This window comes from Chromobacterium sp. HL1 (genome assembly GCF_057418835.1).
Map to the genome: position 1 here is coordinate 1166982 of NZ_CP162399.1, position 18721 is coordinate 1185702.

The window sequence follows — 18721 nt, forward strand, 5'->3', positions numbered from 1 at the left end:
GCTCTATCATTACTTACGTTTACGTAAGCGTCAACATGGCAACGACGGAAACCAGCGCGAAACCGTTATCATGGCCGGGTTTGCATGCAGAGAACAGACATGACGATATGGGTGGACGCGGACGCCTGTCCCAAGGTGATCCGCGAAACATTGTGCCGGGCGGCGCAGCGCACCGGCGTGGAGCTGGTGTTCGTCGCCAATCAGCTATTGACGGTGCCGAAAGCGCCCAACATCCGCGCCTTGCAAGTGCCCAAGGGTTTTGACGTGGCCGACAACGAGATTGTCCGCCGCATCGCGGCGAACGATCTCTTGATCACCGGCGACATTCCCTTGGCGTCCGAGGCCTTGGGCAAGGGTGCGCAGGCGCTGAACTGGCGCGGCGATGTGTATTCGCCGGACACCATCGCCGCGCAGCTGACGATGCGGGATTTCATGGACACGCTGCGCGCCAGCGGCGTGCAGACCGAAGGCCCGCCGCCCTTGAGCCAGGCGGACCGCCAGGCTTTCGCCCGGCAGTTGGATATCTGGCTGGCGAAGCGGCGGGGCTGAGGCGAGCTTGGCGCTCCGTTTTTTGGGCAGCTTTACAAACGTATTTGCGATATTGAATCCGCTGCGCGGATGATGATTTTGATTGCCGGGGCTGCCCGGCGGGCAGGAAGGGGAATTTGCTCGGCCAAATTCCCCTTCACCCCAAAGGCCGCCCTGCAAGCCTGGCCTGCGGCTTCCCGCCGGTTCCCGTCAGGCCCGAGGCGCGGCTGAACTCGCGATTTGCTAACGTCAAATCGCTCAAACAGGGCAGCCGCTTAAGACCTCGGGCCTGCCACCCGTCGGCAGGCTTGAAGGGAGTTGGGGCGCATCGAATACGCGGTCTCCTCCGTATCTAACACTGCCGAACCCGTGGTTAAAAAATCGTGAACACGGCCTTAGCCCTTCTTCTTGCGCCGTGGCTTCCTCTGCAAGGTGTTCAATTCGTCCAGGCTGAGATGGAAGCGTTGCATCGCCTCCACATGCTTCGGCAGGTCGACCTGTTGCACTCCCAAGTTCAGCAGTATCTCCAGATAGTTGAAGAAGCTTTTGCACATGCTGCGGCGGTGGCCGCGCTCGCTGAAATCCATGTCGTTAGTGATGCGGAACAGCAGTCCGCGCCCGGAATGCTGGCGGTTGAGCTTCAGCAACTGCGCCAGATGGGCGGCGTACTGGCGACCCAAGGCGCAGGCTTCGAACTCATTCTTGGCCTCGGCCGGCTGCCAGTAATGCGGATAGGTACGGCCTTTGATGCGGCGGATGAAGGGCAGGCTGAGGTCTTTGGCGTGGGGGCCGGCAAACCGGTAGCGGGAACGCGGCCCTAGCGGCGGGAGTGGAGAGGCGTCCTGATGGATGTCTTGGGTTTCAGCAGAGGACGGAGAGAGTTCGATGCCTAGCACCGGACGGACAGGCTTTACCATTTGCAACCTCCTGAGCAGAAGGGCCATGCCGCAAGGCGGCAGGGCGGGCACATGACAAGAGTTGGCCTACCGGTGATATGTCGTACAAAGCCGGCGCGCCCTCGAGGGGCGCCACTTGCCATGGCCCGCCCGAATAGGCAAAGCAATGGCAGCGGATACGCTGTGGAAACAGCGCATCCGCGACGACATTTCAATTCAGGAGGCCAATCCCGAGCGCCGCGATTGTTGCGGCGCGGGGGCTATTGTTGGGGAGGAGCGGGAGGGCGTCAAGCCGACGAAGTCTAGCAAAGAAAAGGACCGCCGAAATCAAACTCTGCGCAGCCTAATGCCGAATGGACAAGCTCTACCCTTTGTAAGCTCTTGAGCAGAAGGGCCATGCAGCAAAGAGGTAGGGCGGGCACATGACAAGAGTTAGTCTACCGGTGAGTCACTGCAAAAGCCGGCGCGCCCGTGAGGGCGCCACTTGCCACGGCCCGTCCGCATAGGCAAAGCAATGGCAACAGATGCGCTGTGGAAACAGCGCATCTGTTGCAGTGATTCGTATTGGGGAGACTAAACCCGAGCGCCGCGATTACTGCGGCGCGGGGGCTATTGTTTGGGGAGGCGCGGGAGGGCGTCAAGCCGGCAGGGTCCGGTAAGGTGGATCGCCACCATCATCTTGCGTGGCGCAGTGGGGTTCCGCGTGGGTATCGCTACGCTCCTCCCACCCTACGCGCGGCCGCTCGTCATGGGTAGGGTGGGTGGAGCCGCAGGCGATACCCACCAGCGACAGCCACCAAGCTCCCCAAACAACAACGCCCCCAAAACGGGGGCGTTGCGGCGAGTGGCGCGGGAATCAGGCCTTGCCCAGGTGCGGCTCGGCTTCGAACTCCGCTTCTTTGCTGCTGCCCGGCTGACGTATGGTCAGCGAGAACAGCAGCGCGACGATCAACAGCGCCAGGATCAGATGGAAGGTGGCCAGGAAGCCGCCGAACAGCGAAGCGACGATGGAGCCGACGATGCTGCCGATGCCGAAGCCCAGATAGATCACGCCGTAGTTCTTGGTCAGGTTGTTGAGGCCGAAGAAATCGCTGACCAGCGAGGGGTAGACGGTGATGGTGCCGCCGAAGCTGAAGGCGACGCAGGCGATGGCCAGGAAGAACAGGGTGGCGTTCAGGGGCACGAACAGCAGGGTCAGCATGCCGGCCAGCGCGGCAATCTGGGCGATGGTGATCACCCGGATGCGCGGCATCTTGTCGGAGAGAATGCCCAGCACCAGGCGGCCGGACAGATTGGCCACCGCGATCACCGCGACGGCGTTGGCGGCGGTCAGCGCCGGCAGGTGCACATAGCTTTCGCCGATGTCCTTGGCCACGCCGATCACGTACAGGCCGCTCATGCACACGGTCAGGAACATCAGCGCCAGCATCCAGTACTGCGGTTGGCGCATCGCCTCGGCCAGGGTGTAGTCATGGCTGGCGTTCTGCTGCGCGGCGGCTTGCTGCTGCGGCGCGTCGCGCATCAGCAGGCTGCCGGCCACCACCATGGCCATGGCGATCAGGCCCCACAGCTCAAAGGTGGTTTCCAGGCTGAAGCGGGCTAGCAGCGCCAGATTGATGTATTTGAAGCCCAGGCTGCCCAGGCCGTAAGCGCCGATGGCGCAGGCGGATACCAGGCCCTTACGCTCCGGAAACCATTTGACGCAGTTGGACAGCGTCAGCAGGTAGCCGGCGCCGTCGGCCAGGCCCACCAGCACGCCGGCGCACAGATAGAGCATGACCAGATTATTGGCTTGGGCGGTGAGGAAGAAGCCCAGGCCCAGCATCAGGCCGGCGCCCAGGGTGACGCGCTGCACGCCGAAGCGTTCTTGCAGTTTGCCGGCCAGCGAGGAGGCCACCGCCAGCGCCAGGCTGAGCAGGCCGAAGGCGAAAGCCACCTGGCTGACCGGCTCGGACAGCTTGGCGGAGAGTTGGGCGTTGAACAGGCTCCAGGTGTAGACGGAGCCCAAAGCGAATTGGGTGAGGACGGTGCCGGCCAGGGTACGGTAGCGGATGGAGTTTGAGGCGTTCATGGCGCTGCTCGCTTAAAGTCATTACTGTTGGTGTGACTATAAGCCTGTGCTTATGTAGGGGGCGCGGCGGCGGCATGAGATGCAGGCGGCGCGGAATGAAGTGCAGACGGCGGCGAACCAGTTGCAGGCCCTGAAAATGGCGCGCGTGGGCGCTTGGCATTTACGCTACGATGCTGGCTTGCCAATGGAATTGGCGGGGAGAGTGGTTGGGTGGACTTTCAGTTTGAGTTTGATGGCAATGGCGTAGACGAGGGGCTGCCTTTGCTCTATTTGTGGGAAATCGGCGGTCTGCGTTATATCGGGAAAGCGAGTAGGGGAAGCCGACGACCATTGAAGCATTACTCGAGAAATGTACGTCGCTTATTGGCCGGCCTGCCATACCGGCGAAGTAAGCCGGAGGGCTTTAGAAACGTGCATCGAGCATTGCATGCCGCAGTATTGCAGTCGCTGCCGATCAAGCTGGTGTTGTTGAAGAATGTTGAATTGGCGCGGATCAATGAAGAAGAGCAGGTGGCAATTCGACAGTACGGCTGTGAATTGAATCAGTAGTCGCCGCCGGCAGCCCTATTGGGCTGCTTTGGCTGTCTTGTTTTTCAAAGATGCATCAACTGCCGGAAAGCCTTGATATTGCTGCGGCTGACCGGAATCTCGGCTTTCAGGTCGTACAGCTTGATGATGTAGGTGCTGTTGAGCCAGGGCGCGATTTCGCGGATTTTGTGGATGTTGACGCAGTAGGAGCGGTGGCAGCGGAAGAAGCTGTCGGCCGGCAGGCGGGCGACGAATTCGCTGATGCTCATCGACATCACGTAGCGGTCGTGCGCGGTGTAGACCAGGGTGACTTTCTCGTCGGCCTCGGCGTAGTAGATCTGCTCGCAGGGGGTGACGATGATGCTGTCGCCCTTGACCAGGTTGACGGTGCGGCTGGCGGCCGGGGCTTCGGCAGGCGCGGCGGCGGCTGGCGGCGTTTGCGCTTCCAGCTTGGCCAGCAGATTGATGATGCGGGCCTCGTTGTAGGGCTTCAGGATGTAGTCGAAAGCCTCCACTTCAAACGCTTCCACCGCGAACTCCTTGTAAGCGGTGACGAAGACGATGCGCGGCGGCCGCGACGATTTGTGCAGGTTCTTGGCCAGCAGCAGGCCGTCAATCGACGGGATGTTGATGTCCAGGAACACCACGTCCACTTCGTGTTCCTGTAGGAATTTGAACGCTTCCAGCCCGTCCTCCACGCTGGCGACGATGTCGATGCGGCTGTGCTCGCGGATCAAATAGGCCAGCTCTTCGCGCGCCAGGTATTCGTCTTCCACGATCAGGGCTTTCAGCATGTCGGCTCCTCGGCGGCGGGCAGGTCGAAACAAACGGCGGTGCCGGGCTCCAGCCGGGTCAGCCGCAAGCCCTCGCCGTATAGCAGCTTGAGCCGCTGGTTGACGTTGCTCAGGCCGATGCTGCGGCTGGACAGCGTGCCGGCGGCCACGCCGTCCAGCACTTCCTGGCTGACGCCGTAGCCGGTGTCGCGCACGCAGACATGGACCTTGCCGCCGTCGCGCTTGACCGCGATGCTGACCCGTCCCGGCTCCTTGCGCGGCTGGATGCCGTGCAGGATGGCGTTTTCCACCAGCGGCTGCAACAGCAGGCTGGGGATGCGCACGTGCACGTCGTCGATGTCGAAGTCCACCGTCAGCTTGGCGCCGAAGCGCGCCTGTTCTATCGCCACGTAGTCGCGCACTTGCTGCAGTTCTTCCTGGATGTCGATCAGCCGGTCGCCCAGCGACAGGTTGTAGCGCAGGTAGTCCGCCAGGTTGGCGATCAGTTGGCGCGCCTGCTGTGGCTGGATGCGGATCAGCGAGGAGATGGCGTTCAGGGCGTTGAACAGGAAATGCGGGTTGATCTTGCTTTGCAGCGCGCTGAATTCCGCCTTGCGCGCCATTTCTTCCAGCTGCTTGACCCGCGACACTTCCATCTGGGTGGAGATCAGTTGGGACAGGCCCACCGCCACTTCGCGCAGCGGCGTGCTGATGCCGTGGCTCTTGCGGTAGAAGATTTTCAGGGTGCCGCTGACGCCGGCCTTTTCGCGCAGCGGGATGATGATGACGGAGTGGAAGTCCGCCAGGTGGTATTGCTGCAGGTTGTTCTCGATGATGATCTGGTCGCCGGCGATGGCCTGGCGGGTGATGGCGCCGATGGCGGAGTGCTCGTCCATCTCGTAGTAGTCCTTGCCCAGGCCGACATAGGCCAGCACGTCCGAGGTATTGGTGATGGCCACCGCGTCGGCGTCCAGCTGGTCGCGGATCACGGTGCAGACCTGGACCATGGCGTCGCGGTCCAGGTTCTGGAAATAGGGCAGGGTGCGGTTGGCGATGGTCAGCGCCAGCTTGGCCTGGCGCGCGGCCAGCAGTTCTTTTTCGTCGTTCAGGTCTTGCACCAGCTTGATGATCAGGCCGACGCAGACGGTGCCGACAATCATCGGGAAGGCGATGTGGCTGACGATGGGCATGCCCACCGCCGGCTCGGTCAAGAGCAGGATCAGGCCCATGGTCAGCCCTTCGCACAGCATGCCGGCCAGGATGCCGTACAGCCACAGCCGCCCCCGGTCGGCGCGGCAGTGTATCCAGGTGGCCAGCAGGCCGGCGCAGACGCTGGAGATCAGGCAGGGCAGCGAGGTGTAGCCGTTGATGTCGATCAGGTAGCGGTGCAGGCCGGAGACGATGCCGGCCGGTATCCCCACCCAGGGGCCGAACAGGATGCCGCCGGACAGGATGGCGATGATGCGCACATTGACCAGAGAGCCGTCCACCGGAATGCCGGTATAGGTGCTGAACACGGCGAACAGGCAGAACAGCAGCGATACCGCCGCCAGTTCGGCCGGGCTGTGGTCCTGTTTGCGCAACAGGTGTTGAAACGGGCGGGTGCGGGTGAGGAAGAACAGCGCCATCAACATCAGCGCCGCCCGTTCGAACACCGCCAGCAGCATGGCTTGGTTTTCTATCATGGCGTCGGGAGTGGGGCGGCCGCGCCCGCTCGGGCCGGCCTCAAGCCCTGATTTTAAGCCATGCGGCGCGCTTTGGCCGCAGGCGGGCGCAGATTAGGCGGGCGTCATGCCGCAGGAGGCTCCAAGGCCGCCAGCAACTCCGCCAGCTTGCGGTCCAGCGCGTCCTGGCTGCGCTGGTTGAGGCCGGACAGGATGGCGTGCTCGTTGGCCACGTGGGCGGTGACGGCGCGGTCTATCAGTTCCAGCCCGCTCTCGGTCAAGCGCACCAGGGTGCTGCGCGCGTCCTCGGCGCAGGCGGCGCGTTCGATCCAGCCCTTGCTTTCCAGCACTTTCAGCCGGTGGGTCATGGTGCCGGAGCTGATCATCAGCGAGGAGAACAGCGCGGTGGGCGCCAGGCTGTGCGGCGCGCCGGCGCGTCTGAGCGTGGCCAGCACGTCGAACTCCCAGCCGCTGAGGCAGAATTGCTCGAAAGTGGCGTCCAGCCTGTGCTGCAGCAGCACGGAGCAGCGGCGCAGCCGGCCGATCAGGCCCATCGGCGCCACGTCCAGGTCCGGCCGTTCCCGGTGCCATTGCGCCAGGATGGCGTCCACGGCGTCGCCGGCGTTCTGTTGCGTCATGCGCATTCCTTTATCTTGAATTCAAGATTTTATTTGTCTTGAATTCAAGGCAATGTTATCTTGAATTCAAGTCAGTTTTCGATGCGATTATAAGCGATTGCGAAAGGAATGCCCATGTCTGCGCGCCTGATGGCCTCCCGTTGGAGCGATGTGTTGTTGACCGCGCTGGCTCCGGCGATCTGGGGCTCCACCTATATTGTCACCACCCAGCTGCTGCCGCCGGACCGGCCGTTCACCGCCGCCTTGCTGCGGGTGTTGCCGGCCGGCTTGTTGTTGATCCTGGCCGGCCGCCACCTGCCGCGGCGCGGCGAGTGGGGTCGGCTGCTGGTCTTGTCCGCCTTGAATATCTGCGTGTTCCAGGCGCTGCTGTTCGTGGCCGCCTACCGTTTGCCGGGCGGCCTGGCCGCGGTGCTGGGCGCCACCCAGCCGCTGCTGGTGATGGGCCTGGCCTGGGGGCTGGACGGCCGCAGCCCGGCGCGGACGGCCGCCTGGGCCGGCATCGCCGGGGTGGCGGGCATGGCGGCCTTGCTGTTGTCGCCGGGCGCGGTCTGGGACGGCGTCGGCATGTTGGCGGCGCTGGGCGGCGCGGTGGCGATGGCCAGCGGCACTTATCTGACCCGGCGCTGGCGGCCGAGCGCGCCGCTCGCCGCCTTGACCGGCTGGCAACTGGCCCTGGGCGGGCTGATGCTGGCGCCGCTGGCCTGGGCGCTGGACCCGGCCTTGCCGGCGCTGGGCGCGACGCAGTGGCTGGGGTACGGCTATCTCTGCCTGTTCGGCGCCTTGCTGGCCTATTTATTGTGGTTTCGCGGGCTGGCGCGGCTGTCGCCGGTGGCGGTGTCCTCGCTGGGCCTGCTCAGCCCGCTGACGGCGGTGCTGTTGGGCTGGCTGTTGCTGGGGCAGGCCTTGGGGCCGCTGCAGCTGGCCGGCCTGGCCACGGTGCTGGCCAGCGTGCTGGCGGTGCAGCGCAGCATGGCCGCGCCGCCGCCGGCGGACAAGCAGATCATGGCCGGCGCGGCGCGCGCGCGGTCTTGAGCGGTAATGGAATCAATCAGCAGCAATCAGATAAGGAGTCTGTTCATGAAGAGCGCTTTGCAAACCCTGCTGGACCAGCGTGTGTCGGCCAATCACTTCGATCCCTCCCATGTGTTGGCGGACGCGGAGATCGAGCAGTTGCTGAACGCCGCCACCCGCGCGCCGTCGGCCTATCATTTGCAGAACTGGAAGTTCGTCGCGGTGCGCAGCGCCGAGGCCAAGCGCCGTTTGCAGGCGGCCAGCTACGGCCAGCAAAAAGTGGCGGACGCGGCGGTGACCTTCATCTGCTGCGGCACGCTGAACGCGCATCGCGGGCTGGAGGCGTCGCTGCGGCCGGCGGTGGACGCGGGCATTCTGCCGCCGGAGGTCGGCGACAGCTGGCTGCGCGCGGCGGAGAACGCCCACCGGGACGACGCGCGCGCGCAGCGCGACGAGGCGATCCGTTCCGCCTCATTGGCGACGATGGTGCTGCTGCTGGCGGCGGAGGAACGCGGCCTGGCCAGTTGCGCGATGGGCGGTTTCGACGCGGCCGCGGTGGCGCGGGAGTTTGGTCTGGGCGCGGACGAGTTGCCGGTGATGCTGGTGACGGTGGGGCGGGCGGCGGCCGGCAATTGGCCGCAGAAGCCGCGTCGGCCGGTGGCCGAGGTGATGGTGTGGGCTTGATGGCCTGCTTGATCGTGAACTGGTTTTGAGAGCCAGCTCAATGTCCGCGTGGTGCATGAGCATTTTGAGCTCGGTTCCAACGCGGTATCGTCGACGCGCAGCAGATCGTAAACAGGTTCTCAGGCGCTGCGCGCGGCCGGCGGCTGCGCCAGCACCGTGCGGCAGTGGCTTTCCAGGCGGGTGATTTCTTCCAGCACCGCGTCGATGTCTCGGCGCTGTTCTTCCAGCAGGCGGCGGCGTTCCAGCACCAGGTCCAGCAGTTTTTGCGACTGGCTGGCCTCGTCGTGGGCCTGCTCGTACAGGTCCAGGATTTCGCGGATGTCGGACAAGGACAGGCCGATGCGCTTGCCGCGCAGGATCAGCTTGAGCCGGGCGCGGTCGCGGCGGTTGAACACCCGCTGGCGGCCGTCGCGCTGCGGTTCTATCAGGCCCTGTTCCTCGTAGAAGCGGATGGTGCGCAGGGTGACGTCGAAGTCGCGCGCCAGGTCGGAGATGCTGAAGAATTCGGGTTCGGTCATGGTGTGTTCCAAGGCAAGCGGCGATTGTAGCTTTTTTTTAACGCGTTCTCAGCCCTAGCATGATTTACGTTTACGTAATCGTCAACTTGTGGGATGAATGAAAAAAACAAAAGCGATGCGTACCGTCCACCAGGAGAGAGAGATTCGATGACCTTGCCCAGCTATGTCCACGGCGCCAGCCCGCAAGCCTTGATCGGCCAGACCATAGGCCAGTTGTTCGACCAGACCTGCCGCGAGCACGGCCGCCGCGAAGCGCTGGTGGTGCGCCATCAGCAGATACGCTGGAGTTACGAGGAATTGCGCGAGCAGGTGGACCGGCTGGCCTGCGGCCTGATCCGGCTGGGACTCAAGCCCGGCGACCGCATCGGCATCTGGTCGCAGAACAACGCGGAATGGGTGTTGACTCAGTTCGCCACCGCCAAGGCCGGCCTGATCATGGTCAACATCAATCCGGCCTATCGCCGCTCCGAGCTGGAATACGCGCTGAGCAAGGTGGGCTGCCGCGCATTGATTCTGTCGCCCAGCTTCAAGAGCAGCGACTACCTGGCGATGGCGGCGGATCTGCTGCCGGAGCTGGCCGCCAGCGAGCCGGGCCGGCTCAAGTCCGCCGCCATGCCGCAGCTGGAAATCGTCATCCGTCTGGGGCGGCAGCGCACGCCGGGCATGTTTAATTTCGCCGATCTGATGGCCGCGCCGTCGGCCGAGGAGAAAGCCGGGTTGCAGCGCTTGGGCGAGACGCTGCAGTTTGACGACGTGATCAATATCCAGTTCACCTCCGGCACCACCGGCAGCCCCAAGGGCGCCACCCTGACCCATCACAATATCCTGAACAACGCTTACTTCGCCGGCGCGGCGATGGCCTTCGGCCCGGACGACCGGCTGTGCATCCCGGTGCCGCTTTATCATTGCTTCGGCATGGTGCTGGGCACCTTGCTGTGCCTGAGCCACGGCGCGGCCATGGTGTTTCCGGCGGAGAGCTTCGACGCGCAGGAGGTGTTGCGCACGGTGCAGGAGGAGGGCTGCACCGGCCTGCACGGGGTGCCGACGATGTTCATCTCGGTGCTGGATCGGCCGGACTTCTCCGATTACGACGTGTCCACGTTGCGCACCGGCATCATGGCCGGCAGCCCGTGTCCGATCGAGGTGATGAAGCGGGTGACCAGCCAGCTCAATATGAGCCAGGTGACCATAGGCTACGGCATGACCGAGACCAGCCCGCTGAGCTTCCAGAGCGCCACCGACACGCCGTTGGACAAGCGCGTGGCCACGGTGGGGCGCATCCATCCGCACGTGGAGGTGAAGATCGTGGACGTGGAAGGCCGCATCACGCCGCGCGGTCAGAGCGGCGAGTTGTGCACGCGCGGTTATTCGGTGATGCCCGGTTATTGGGGCGACCCGGCCAAGACCGCGGAGGCGATAGACGCCGCCGGCTGGATGCGCACCGGCGATTTGGCGGAGATGGACGCGGACGGTTACGTCAACATCGTCGGCCGGGTCAAGGACATGGTGATCCGCGGCGGCGAGAACATCTATCCGCGCGAGGTGGAGGAGTTTCTCTACCGCCATCCCAAGATTCAGGACGTGCAGGTGATCGGGGTGCCGGACGAGCGCTTCGGCGAGGAGTTGTGCGCGTGGATCCGGCTGCGCGACGGCGAAAGCGCCGACGCCGACGATATCCGTGCTTTTTGCCAGGGGCAGATCGCGCATTACAAGATTCCGCGTTACATCGAATTCGTCGATAGTTTCCCGATGACCATCACCGGCAAGATTCAGAAATTCGTCATGCGGGAGAAGATGAAGGAGAAGTTGGGTCTGGCGGACGGCAAAACCGCCTGACCCGTCTCAAACAATGGGAGCAAAAGCCCCGGCTTGCCGGGGCTTTTTGGCTTACAATGCCGCCAGACTGATCTTTAAGCTGAGGAATCCATCATGACTACCGTATTCAACGACGCCGATCTGCTGCGTCTGGAAAACCTGCTGACCCCCTTGTCCGCCAGCGGCAGCACCATGCGCCCGGACGAAGTGCAGGGCTTTTTCGCCGCGCTGGCGTGCGGTCCGGACGCGGTGGACGCCGATTTCTGGCTGGAAGAAGTGCTGGGCGACGCGCCGGCCTTTGAAAACGCGGACGACGCGGCGGAACTGAAAACCCTGCTGCAGAAGCTGTACGACGCCACCGCCGCCGCGCTGGCGGCCGGCGACGAGCTGGATCTGATCCTGTACGCGGAAGACGACAGCGACAGCGACGAGCCGGACTACTGGCCGTGGGCCAACGCCTTCCTCTACGCGCTGGACGTGGTGGACACCGATTGGTTCGAAGTGGCCGACGAGGACGAGGGCTTTGAAAGCCTGATGATGCCGATGCTGGTGTTGGGCGGCGCTTTCGAGCAGGAAGACGGCGAAGACCTGCTGACCTTCAGCGACGAAGAAGTGGAAGGCTACAAGGAAGAAATGCTGGAAGCGCTGGCCGCGGTCCACACCTACTGGCGCGCCAAGGAACAGGCGCCCAGCACCGTGCGCCGCGAAGGCGACAAAGTGGGTCGCAACGACGTCTGCCCGTGCGGCAGCGGCAAGAAGTACAAGGCCTGCTGCGGCCGCAACTGATTGTCCCGCGCGTTGCGCCGGGCGTTAAAAAAAGGAAGCCGGGAGGCTTCCTTTTTTCATGCCGGCGCGCTTGGCGCTTGCTGAAATTGTTAAGTACCGGCCGCGGCGGCGGGCTTTAGCGCGCGTTCCGCGGCCTCCCGGGCGTTGAGCCGGTCGATGTAATCGAATACGTCCAGCAGCGAGGTGGTCAGCGCCAGCACTTGCTCAAGCAGGCTGAAGAAGCCTTCCCAATAGCCTTTGGCGGCGCTGTCGTCGCTAAAGTCTATGTCCGCGGCGATTTGGGCGAGCAGGTTTCGCAGCCCGTCGTCGGGATTGTCCTGCAGATACTTGATGAAATGTCCTGCGAATTCGCGGCCCAGCAAATGCGCGGCGTGTTGGTCGTCTATGGGCGGAACTTGCCAGCAATGAACGCCGCGCCGGTTGGACGCGTTGGCTGCAAACGGCAATTCCGCGCGGGACGTCGGGTCCGGGTCTGGACGGTAATGGCGGCGGGATGGGGTTTTGATCGACATGATCACCTCCGTGTAGCGGTTTTTCATTGCCACCCCCACGGCCAAGCGGAGGTGGCAGACCGAACAGGGTTGGCCGACCGGACTACACGACTCCGGCACACCCGCTAAGGTGTCCCCACCCGGCCCGCCATTGTGAGCGCGCACGAGTGCAGCGATCCAAACGCAAAGCTCAAGCGCTTGTTCGCAGTGTAGTTCGCCGGACGGCCAAGTCCGGTGCCGCGAGGAACGGCACGGCAGCGATTGTGCACAGTTGCCCGCTGCCCGGTCAAGGCGCAGGCCGGGCGTTAAAAGCCCGTCAATGCTCGCTTACGCGGCCGGTATCGGCCGCGGGCGGAAAATAGCCGGCCGGCAAGCCCGGATGGGTGCGGCCATGAAAAAGCGGCGCGCTCCCTTGGGGGGAGGCGCGCCGCGTGCCTGGCGGTGAGCGGCAGGCTTAGCCGTTCAGCGCCGGGTAGTCGGTGTAACCGCGCGCGTCGCCGCCGTAGAAGGTGGCCAGGTCCGGCGGGTTCAGCGGCGCGCCGCTTTGCAGGCGCTCGGCCAGGTCCGGGTTGGCGATATAGCTGCGGCCGAAGGCGGCGGCGTCGATATAGCCTTGGCGGATCAGGGTTTCCGCCTTTTCCGCGGTGTAGGCGCCGGCGCCTATGATCACGCCCGGATAACGCTGGCGCAGCGCCTGGCGGAAGCCCTCGTCCAGCACCGGGCCGCCGGCCCAGTCCGGTTCCGAGATGTGCAGGAAGGCCAGTTTGCGCTTGGCCAGTTCCTCGGCCAGATAGAGCGCCATCTCCAGCTGATCGGTATTGCTGATGCCGTTGAAAACGCCCAGCGGCGAGATGCGGATGCCCACGTGCTCGGCGTCCCATTCCGACACCACCGCGTCCACCACCTCCAGCAGGAAGCGCGCGCGATTGGCCACGCTGCCGCCGTATTCGTCGGTGCGGACATTGGCTTGCGGCGACAGGAACTGGTCCAGCAGATAGCCGTGGGCGCCGTGGATTTCCACCAGGTCGAAGCCGGCGCGGCGCGCGTTGTCGGTGGCGCGGCGATAGTCTTCCAGGATGTCGGCCAGCTCGGACACTTCCAGCGCGCGCGGGGTGTCGCACTGCTCGCGCACCAGGCTGCCGTCCGCGGCGCGGATATTGGTGCGGCTGTCGGCCTGGATCGCCGACGGCGCCACCGGCGCTTCGCCGTCCGGTTGCAAGGAGCGGTGGGAAATGCGGCCGGTGTGCCACAGTTGCAGCGCGGTCAGGCCGCCCTTGGCGTGCACCGCGGCGTTGACCTTGGTCCAGGCCGCCACTTGCGCTTCGCTGTAGATGCCCGGCGCGCCGGCGTAGCCCTTGGCGGTGGGGGAGATGTGGGTGCCTTCCGCCACGATCAGGCCGGCGCCGGCGCGCTGGGCGTAATAGGTTTCCGCCAGCGCGGTGGGCACGTCGCCCGGCTCGGTGTTGCGCAGCCGGGTCAGCGGCGCCATCGCCACGCGGTTTTTCAGGGTCACGGCGCCTACGCGCAGCGGGGTGAACAGTTTGTCGGCTTGCATTGCGATGTCCTTGGCTCTATTTAAGCGGGGAAAAGTGGGCGGGCGCGATCACAGATCGAAACCGAAACCCTGTTTGCGCGCCACCGGCGCGACCTGCGGGAAATACACGTTGCGGTAATACTGCGCGGTGTTGGCGGACCAGGGCTGGCCGTCGGCGCGCTGAATGCTCTTCCAGTAATCCATGATGGACGCGTCGTACTGCGCGATCATAGCCGGCAGTTCCGCCGCCTGGTAGCGTTCGCGGTGCACAAAGCTGGCGCGCGGCAGCCGCGGCTTGACCGCGCTGTCCTGATCGGCGTAGCCCAGCACCACGCCCACCAGCGGGAAGGTCAGTTCCGGCAGCTCCAGCAGTTCCACCATGGCTTGCGGGTCGCGGCGGATGCCGCCGATGGGCACCACGCTCAGGCCGGCGGAACGGGCCGCGGTCATGAGGTTGCCCAGGGCGATGCCGGCGTCCACCGCGCCGACGGCGAAGGCTTCCACGCTGTTGTGGATCACTTGCTCGGCGCCGGCTTTTTCCACGCCGATCCGGGTTTTGTAGAAGTCGGGAACAATGGCGACGAAGACCGGCGCCTGGGCGATCCACGGTTGGCCGCCGGCGATTTCGGCGATTTTTTGGCGACGCTCCGCGTCCTGCACCACCACCAGCGACACCTGCTGGCCGTTGATGGAGGTGGGGCCTTTCCAGGCGGCGTCCAGCACCGCGTCCAGCACCTCGGCGGGAATGGGTTTGTCCTGGTAGCTGCGCACGCTGCGGTGCTCTTGCATTAGTTCCAGTGTCGAGTTCATGCTTGGGACTCCTTCAAGTAGACCAGTCGTATAGTTTTAATGTCAAAATAACCCGCTCCGGGGAGCGGGGGAGGGCGCGGCCTCGCCTTGGTTAGGGCGCGCGCAGAATTTGTTGCGTGTGCGCCATCGCCGCCAACAGCGGCGCGCGCGAATGTTGAGTCTTGAACAGCAGCGCGCTGCCCACCCACAGGCTGTACAGCGCGCTGGCGGTCTCGTCCGGCAGCAGGTCCGCGTCCAGCGAGCCTTCCTGCTGGCCGCGGCGGATGCAGGCGGCCAGATTGCGCACCACGAAACCCATGCCTTCCGCCAGCGCCTCGCGCATCGGCTCGGACAGGTCGGAGACCTCGGCGGCCAGCTTCACCGCCAGGCAACAGCGCTGCGGCTGATCGCAACGGTGGGTTTCCAGCCAGCCGTCGAAATAATGCAGCAGGCAATCGCGGGCGCTGCCGGCGTCCTTGGACAGAAAGCTCACCAGTCTGCCGTCGTATTTCTCAAAATAACGACGCAGCAGTTCCACGCCATAGCCTTCCTTGCTGCGGAAGTAATGGTAGAACGAACCCTTGGGCACCCCGGCCGCGCCGAGGATTTCCGCCAGGCCCACGGCGGAGAAGCTCTTGCCGAGGATGATGGCTTCGCCGGTGGCCAGCAGGTGTTCGCGAGTGTCTGAAAACTGGTTGGGACGTGACATGGGCTGAAGTCTACTAGACCGGTCGTCTAGTTTCAAGAAATTTTTCAATCCTTGGGAGAGGCGCGCGCTGGCGACAAGGGCGAGGCCGGCGAATCAGGCGGGCTTGGCATGCTTTTAGCATGGTAAATATTGATAATAAGAATCAATTGCAACTACAATGCCGGGTTTTACGCTAAGCGCCTGTTCATGATCCCGCGAGTAAGAGCGAGACAAGGCGAAAACGAGCGAAAAGCGGAAGGTACGCGTGGCATATGAGTATTTTGAGCGGGTGCTCACCGTGCAACGCTGCACGAAGCGCAGCAGATTTTTGAACAGGTTCTAAGCCGACGATGCGAGAGGAAACCCTATGAAGTCAATCTGGAAGCTGCTGGCCATCGTCCTGCTGAGCGGCTGCGCGGCCCTGTCTCAGGAGGCCGAACCGGCCGGGGACCCGCCCGGCCGCATTGTGGACCTGCGCAGCGGCGAAGTTTTGCAGCCGGCACAATTGTTGCAGCGGCTGGCCCCGGCGCCGCGGCTGCTGGTGGGGGAAAAGCACGACAACCGCGAGCACCACCGCATCGAACGCTGGCTGGCGACGGAACTGGCGGCGCAGCGGCCGCAGGGCAGCGTGCTGCTGGAAATGCTGACCCCGTCGCAGCAGGCCAAGGTGGAACAGGCGCAGGCCCGGCTGCGCGCCGGCCAGCCGCTGTCCGGCGCCGCGCTCGCCCAGGCGGTGGATTGGCTGCCGGGCTGGCCGTGGCCCTTGTACGGCAAACTGGCCGAGCATGTGATGCGCGCGCCTTATCCGGTGCTGGCGGCCAATCTGGACAGGAACGAGATGCAGGCGGTGTACCGCAGCCAGGTGCAATTGCCGGGCCAGGCGTCCACGCGGCCTGAGGTGCGCGCCAAGCTGAGCGAACTGATCCGCGAGGAGCACGGCGGGGAGGTCAAGGCCGAACATCTGGCTTCGATGCTGGCGGTGCAGCAGGCGCGGGACCGGCGCATGGCGGAACGGCTGCTGGCCGCGCCGGCGCCGGCCTTGCTGATTGCCGGCGCCTACCATGCCGCCGCCGACATCGGCGTGCCGCTGCATGTGCGCGATTTGCAGCCGCAAACGCCGTTGCGGGTGCTGATCCTGGCGGAAGAGGGCATGAAGCTGGACGCGCGCCAGGGCGATTACGTCTGGTTCGCGGCGCCGGCCCGGCCTTGAGCGCGGTTGCGCTGCGCTTATATATTGATAATGATTCTCATTACGTATAACATTCTCAACTCGAACAAATAAAACTTCGCTTGGATTTCCGATGATGAACACCATGAAACGAGCGGCGACAGGCTGCGCGCTGGCAGGCGCGTGCTGGCCGCTGACGGCGCTGGCGGAAGCCGGCGCGGCCATGCCGGCCGACCTGAGCGCGCTGGGCATGTACCGCGCCGCCGACCCGGTTGTGAAGACCGTGATCCTGGGCCTGCTGCTGGCGGCGCTGGCCTGCTGGGTGGTGCTGCTGGTCAAGGGCGCGGCGCTGTGGCGCGCCGACCGCGCCACCGGCCGCGCGCTCAGCCTGCTGGGCGAGGCCGCCACGCTGAGCGAGGCCCGCGCCGGCTGCGCCGCGTTGCCGGCGCACGAGCCGGCCCGCGGCTTGCTGGCCGAAGCCGACGCCGAGCTGCGCTTGTCCTCGCCCGGCGCGCCGCGCGACAGCGTGCAGGCGCGGGCGGGCTTCCGGCTGGAGCAATGGCAGGCGGAGCAGGGGCGGCGCTTGGCCGCCGGCATCGGCCTGCTGGCCACCATAGGCGCGGTGGCGCCCTTCGTCGGCCTGTTCGGCACGGTGTGGGGCATCATGAACAGCTTCGTCGGCATCGCCCGCAGCGGCAGCAGCTCCTTGGCCACCGTGGCCCCGGGCATCGCCGAGGCCTTGCTCGCCACCGCCGTCGGCCTGGTGGCCGCCATCCCCGCCGTGGTGATCTACAATCTGTTCAGCCGCGCGCTGGCCCGGCACAAAGGCCGCAGCCAGCAGGCGGCCGGCCTGGCGCTCTTGCTGCTTAGCCGCGAGCTGGACGTCCGCGCGGAGAGCGCTTGAATGGCCGGCGGTTTTCCCAGCAGTCAGGACGAGGGCCTGGCGGAGCTGTCCGATATCAACGTCACCCCCTTCATCGACGTGATGCTGGTGTTGCTGATCATCTTCATGGTGGTGGCGCCGCTGTCCACCGTGGACACCCGGATCGAACTGCCGGCCTCCAGCGCGCGCCAGCAGCCGCGGCCGGACAAGCCGCTCTACCTGTCGATGAATCAGGACCGCTCGCTGCAACTGGGCAAGCAGCCGGTGACGCTGGCGGAGCTGGCCGCGCGACTGGACCGCGACAGCGGCGGCCGTCGCGACACCCCGCTGTTTTTCCAGGCAGATCGTCAGGCGCGCTACGAAGACGTGATGGCGGTGATGGACGCTTTGCGCGAGGCCGGCTATCTGAGCGTCGGCCTGGTCGCCCGCGAGGGCGGCTGAGATGGCCGTCGCCGCATGGGACCGTCCGCCGCTGCCGCTGGCCAGCTGGGGCAACGCCTGTCTGCTGACGCTGGGGGCGCCGCTGTTGGCGCTGCGCCTATACCTGTCCGTGGCCGAGCCGGTTCCGGCCCCGGCCGCGCCGGCCGCCGTGATGCGGGTGTGGGCCGCGGAGGTCAGCGCCGAGCCGTCCAGCCGTCCGCTGCCCACCGGCGCGCAGCAAAGCCTGGCCGCCGCCGCCAGCCGGCCCAAGGCCGAGCGCCGTCCGGAGCGGCTGCCCAAGCTGGCCGAGGCGGAAGCGCCGCGCCTGTTGGCGGCGCGGCAAAGCCGGGAACAGCCCGCGGACAAGGCGGAGGCGCGGGACAGCGAGCAGGCCTCGCAATCCGCGCCGGCCGCCAGCAGCGCCGCGCCGCGGGCCGACGCCGGGGAGGTCGCCGCCGCGCCGTTCAATAGCGAGGGCGCGGCGCGCGCGCTGAAGCAGAGCTGGGAGGGACGGGTGCAAAGCCATCTGGCGCGTTTCCGCCGCTATCCGGAAGACGCCAGCCGCCGCCGCCGCGACGGGGTGGTCAAGATGAGCTTCGTCGTCGACGCCGACGGCCGGGTCTTGTCCAGCCAGCAATTGGCCGGCTCCGGCACCGCCTCGCTGGACCGCGAGGCCGCCGCCATGCTGCAGCGCGCCCAGCCCTTGCCGGCGCCGCCGGCGGATCTGCTCAAGGGCGGCCGGGTCAGCGTCAGCCTGCCGATGCGCTTCGAGCTGAGCGAATCTTAAGCCCGGTTCCGCTCCCGTCCTGTAGCGCCTATCCATCCGGTTTTTCGCG

General features: G+C 65.3%; 21 protein-coding genes. 11 read left to right on the top strand and 10 right to left on the bottom strand.

Annotated elements, in window-relative coordinates; translation table 11 throughout:
* Positions 1–99 precede the first annotated feature (99 nt).
* Entirely contained in the window at positions 100–549 is a 450-nt protein-coding gene (locus AB1Z25_RS05540) for a YaiI/YqxD family protein (RefSeq protein ID WP_043593836.1), read from the top strand.
* Between the two features lie 374 nt (positions 550–923).
* Here AB1Z25_RS05540 and AB1Z25_RS05545 read toward each other — a convergent pair whose 3' ends face one another.
* On the bottom strand, positions 924–1445 hold the full coding sequence (locus AB1Z25_RS05545; protein WP_253315259.1) for a hypothetical protein: 522 nt from the start codon (positions 1443–1445) through the stop codon (positions 924–926).
* 145 nt (positions 1446–1590) lie between these two features.
* Between AB1Z25_RS05545 and AB1Z25_RS05550 the strand changes: the two genes are divergently transcribed.
* Positions 1591–1809: a hypothetical protein gene (locus AB1Z25_RS05550; protein ID WP_227107349.1), complete on the top strand. Its 219-nt coding sequence runs from the start codon at positions 1591–1593 to the stop codon at positions 1807–1809.
* Positions 1810–2280: 471 nt separating this feature from the next.
* Here AB1Z25_RS05550 and AB1Z25_RS05555 read toward each other — a convergent pair whose 3' ends face one another.
* A complete protein-coding gene (locus AB1Z25_RS05555) occupies positions 2281–3495 on the bottom strand; it encodes an L-lactate MFS transporter (RefSeq protein WP_048410450.1) in 1215 nt (404 codons plus the stop codon).
* A 210-nt stretch (positions 3496–3705) separates the two neighbouring features.
* Between AB1Z25_RS05555 and AB1Z25_RS05560 the strand changes: the two genes are divergently transcribed.
* Entirely contained in the window at positions 3706–4044 is a 339-nt protein-coding gene (locus AB1Z25_RS05560; protein ID WP_156183892.1) for a hypothetical protein, read from the top strand.
* A gap of 44 nt (positions 4045–4088) precedes the next feature.
* Here AB1Z25_RS05560 and AB1Z25_RS05565 read toward each other — a convergent pair whose 3' ends face one another.
* The 3 genes from AB1Z25_RS05565 to AB1Z25_RS05575 form a co-directional block, all read right to left on the bottom strand.
* Positions 4089–4817 (bottom strand): LytR/AlgR family response regulator transcription factor, encoded by a 729-nt coding sequence (locus AB1Z25_RS05565; RefSeq protein WP_048410449.1) that lies wholly within the window; start codon positions 4815–4817, stop codon positions 4089–4091.
* On the bottom strand, positions 4811–6481 hold the full coding sequence (locus tag AB1Z25_RS05570) for a LytS/YhcK type 5TM receptor domain-containing protein (protein WP_486636763.1): 1671 nt from the start codon (positions 6479–6481) through the stop codon (positions 4811–4813). Before AB1Z25_RS05570 ends, AB1Z25_RS05565 begins: the two co-directional genes overlap by 7 nt.
* Before the next feature lie 104 nt (positions 6482–6585).
* Entirely contained in the window at positions 6586–7098 is a 513-nt protein-coding gene (locus tag AB1Z25_RS05575; RefSeq protein ID WP_486636764.1) for a MarR family winged helix-turn-helix transcriptional regulator, read from the bottom strand.
* Between the two features lie 129 nt (positions 7099–7227).
* On the opposite strand from AB1Z25_RS05575, the gene AB1Z25_RS05580 reads away from it, so the two are divergent.
* Both AB1Z25_RS05580 and AB1Z25_RS05585 read left to right on the top strand, forming a co-directional pair.
* Positions 7228–8130, top strand: coding sequence for an EamA family transporter (locus AB1Z25_RS05580; protein WP_486637343.1), 903 nt, complete (start codon positions 7228–7230; stop codon positions 8128–8130).
* 45 nt (positions 8131–8175) lie between these two features.
* Positions 8176–8793, top strand: coding sequence for a nitroreductase family protein (locus AB1Z25_RS05585; RefSeq protein WP_227107356.1), 618 nt, complete (start codon positions 8176–8178; stop codon positions 8791–8793).
* Positions 8794–8912: 119 nt separating this feature from the next.
* Here AB1Z25_RS05585 and AB1Z25_RS05590 read toward each other — a convergent pair whose 3' ends face one another.
* Positions 8913–9311: a MerR family transcriptional regulator gene (locus AB1Z25_RS05590; RefSeq protein ID WP_107799948.1), complete on the bottom strand. Its 399-nt coding sequence runs from the start codon at positions 9309–9311 to the stop codon at positions 8913–8915.
* Positions 9312–9458: 147 nt separating this feature from the next.
* On the opposite strand from AB1Z25_RS05590, the gene AB1Z25_RS05595 reads away from it, so the two are divergent.
* Together AB1Z25_RS05595 and AB1Z25_RS05600 are read left to right on the top strand one after the other, a co-directional pair.
* A complete protein-coding gene (locus tag AB1Z25_RS05595) occupies positions 9459–11147 on the top strand; it encodes an AMP-binding protein (RefSeq protein WP_107799947.1) in 1689 nt (562 codons plus the stop codon).
* 93 nt (positions 11148–11240) lie between these two features.
* A complete protein-coding gene (locus tag AB1Z25_RS05600; RefSeq protein ID WP_146176675.1) occupies positions 11241–11912 on the top strand; it encodes a UPF0149 family protein in 672 nt (223 codons plus the stop codon).
* 89 nt (positions 11913–12001) lie between these two features.
* Here the strand turns inward: AB1Z25_RS05600 and AB1Z25_RS05605 are convergent, their stop codons facing one another.
* The 4 genes from AB1Z25_RS05605 to AB1Z25_RS05620 all read right to left on the bottom strand — a co-directional run bounded on the left by AB1Z25_RS05605 (position 12002) and on the right by AB1Z25_RS05620 (position 15435).
* Positions 12002–12424, bottom strand: coding sequence for a hypothetical protein (locus tag AB1Z25_RS05605; protein ID WP_146176674.1), 423 nt, complete (start codon positions 12422–12424; stop codon positions 12002–12004).
* Positions 12425–12857: 433 nt separating this feature from the next.
* Positions 12858–13958, bottom strand: coding sequence for an N-ethylmaleimide reductase (gene nemA, locus AB1Z25_RS05610; protein ID WP_107799944.1), 1101 nt, complete (start codon positions 13956–13958; stop codon positions 12858–12860).
* 48 nt (positions 13959–14006) lie between these two features.
* Complete coding sequence (locus AB1Z25_RS05615; protein ID WP_107799943.1) at positions 14007–14747, bottom strand: NADPH-dependent oxidoreductase; 741 nt, start codon at positions 14745–14747, stop codon at positions 14007–14009.
* A gap of 91 nt (positions 14748–14838) precedes the next feature.
* Positions 14839–15435, bottom strand: a complete 597-nt coding sequence (locus tag AB1Z25_RS05620; RefSeq protein WP_107799942.1) for a TetR/AcrR family transcriptional regulator — start codon at positions 15433–15435, stop codon at positions 14839–14841.
* A 346-nt stretch (positions 15436–15781) separates the two neighbouring features.
* Here AB1Z25_RS05620 and AB1Z25_RS05625 point away from each other — a divergent pair, with 346 nt between their 5' ends.
* The 4 genes from AB1Z25_RS05625 to AB1Z25_RS05640 all read left to right on the top strand — a co-directional run bounded on the left by AB1Z25_RS05625 (position 15782) and on the right by AB1Z25_RS05640 (position 18672).
* Positions 15782–16624, top strand: coding sequence for a ChaN family lipoprotein (locus AB1Z25_RS05625; protein ID WP_486636765.1), 843 nt, complete (start codon positions 15782–15784; stop codon positions 16622–16624).
* A 94-nt stretch (positions 16625–16718) separates the two neighbouring features.
* Entirely contained in the window at positions 16719–17486 is a 768-nt protein-coding gene (exbB, locus tag AB1Z25_RS05630; protein ID WP_474455937.1) for a tonB-system energizer ExbB, read from the top strand.
* Positions 17487–17906 (top strand): TonB system transport protein ExbD, encoded by a 420-nt coding sequence (gene exbD, locus AB1Z25_RS05635; RefSeq protein WP_235089616.1) that lies wholly within the window; start codon positions 17487–17489, stop codon positions 17904–17906. It begins immediately after the preceding gene.
* Position 17907: 1 nt separating this feature from the next.
* Positions 17908–18672: an energy transducer TonB gene (locus AB1Z25_RS05640; protein WP_235089615.1), complete on the top strand. Its 765-nt coding sequence runs from the start codon at positions 17908–17910 to the stop codon at positions 18670–18672.
* The last annotated feature ends 49 nt before the right edge of the window (positions 18673–18721 follow it).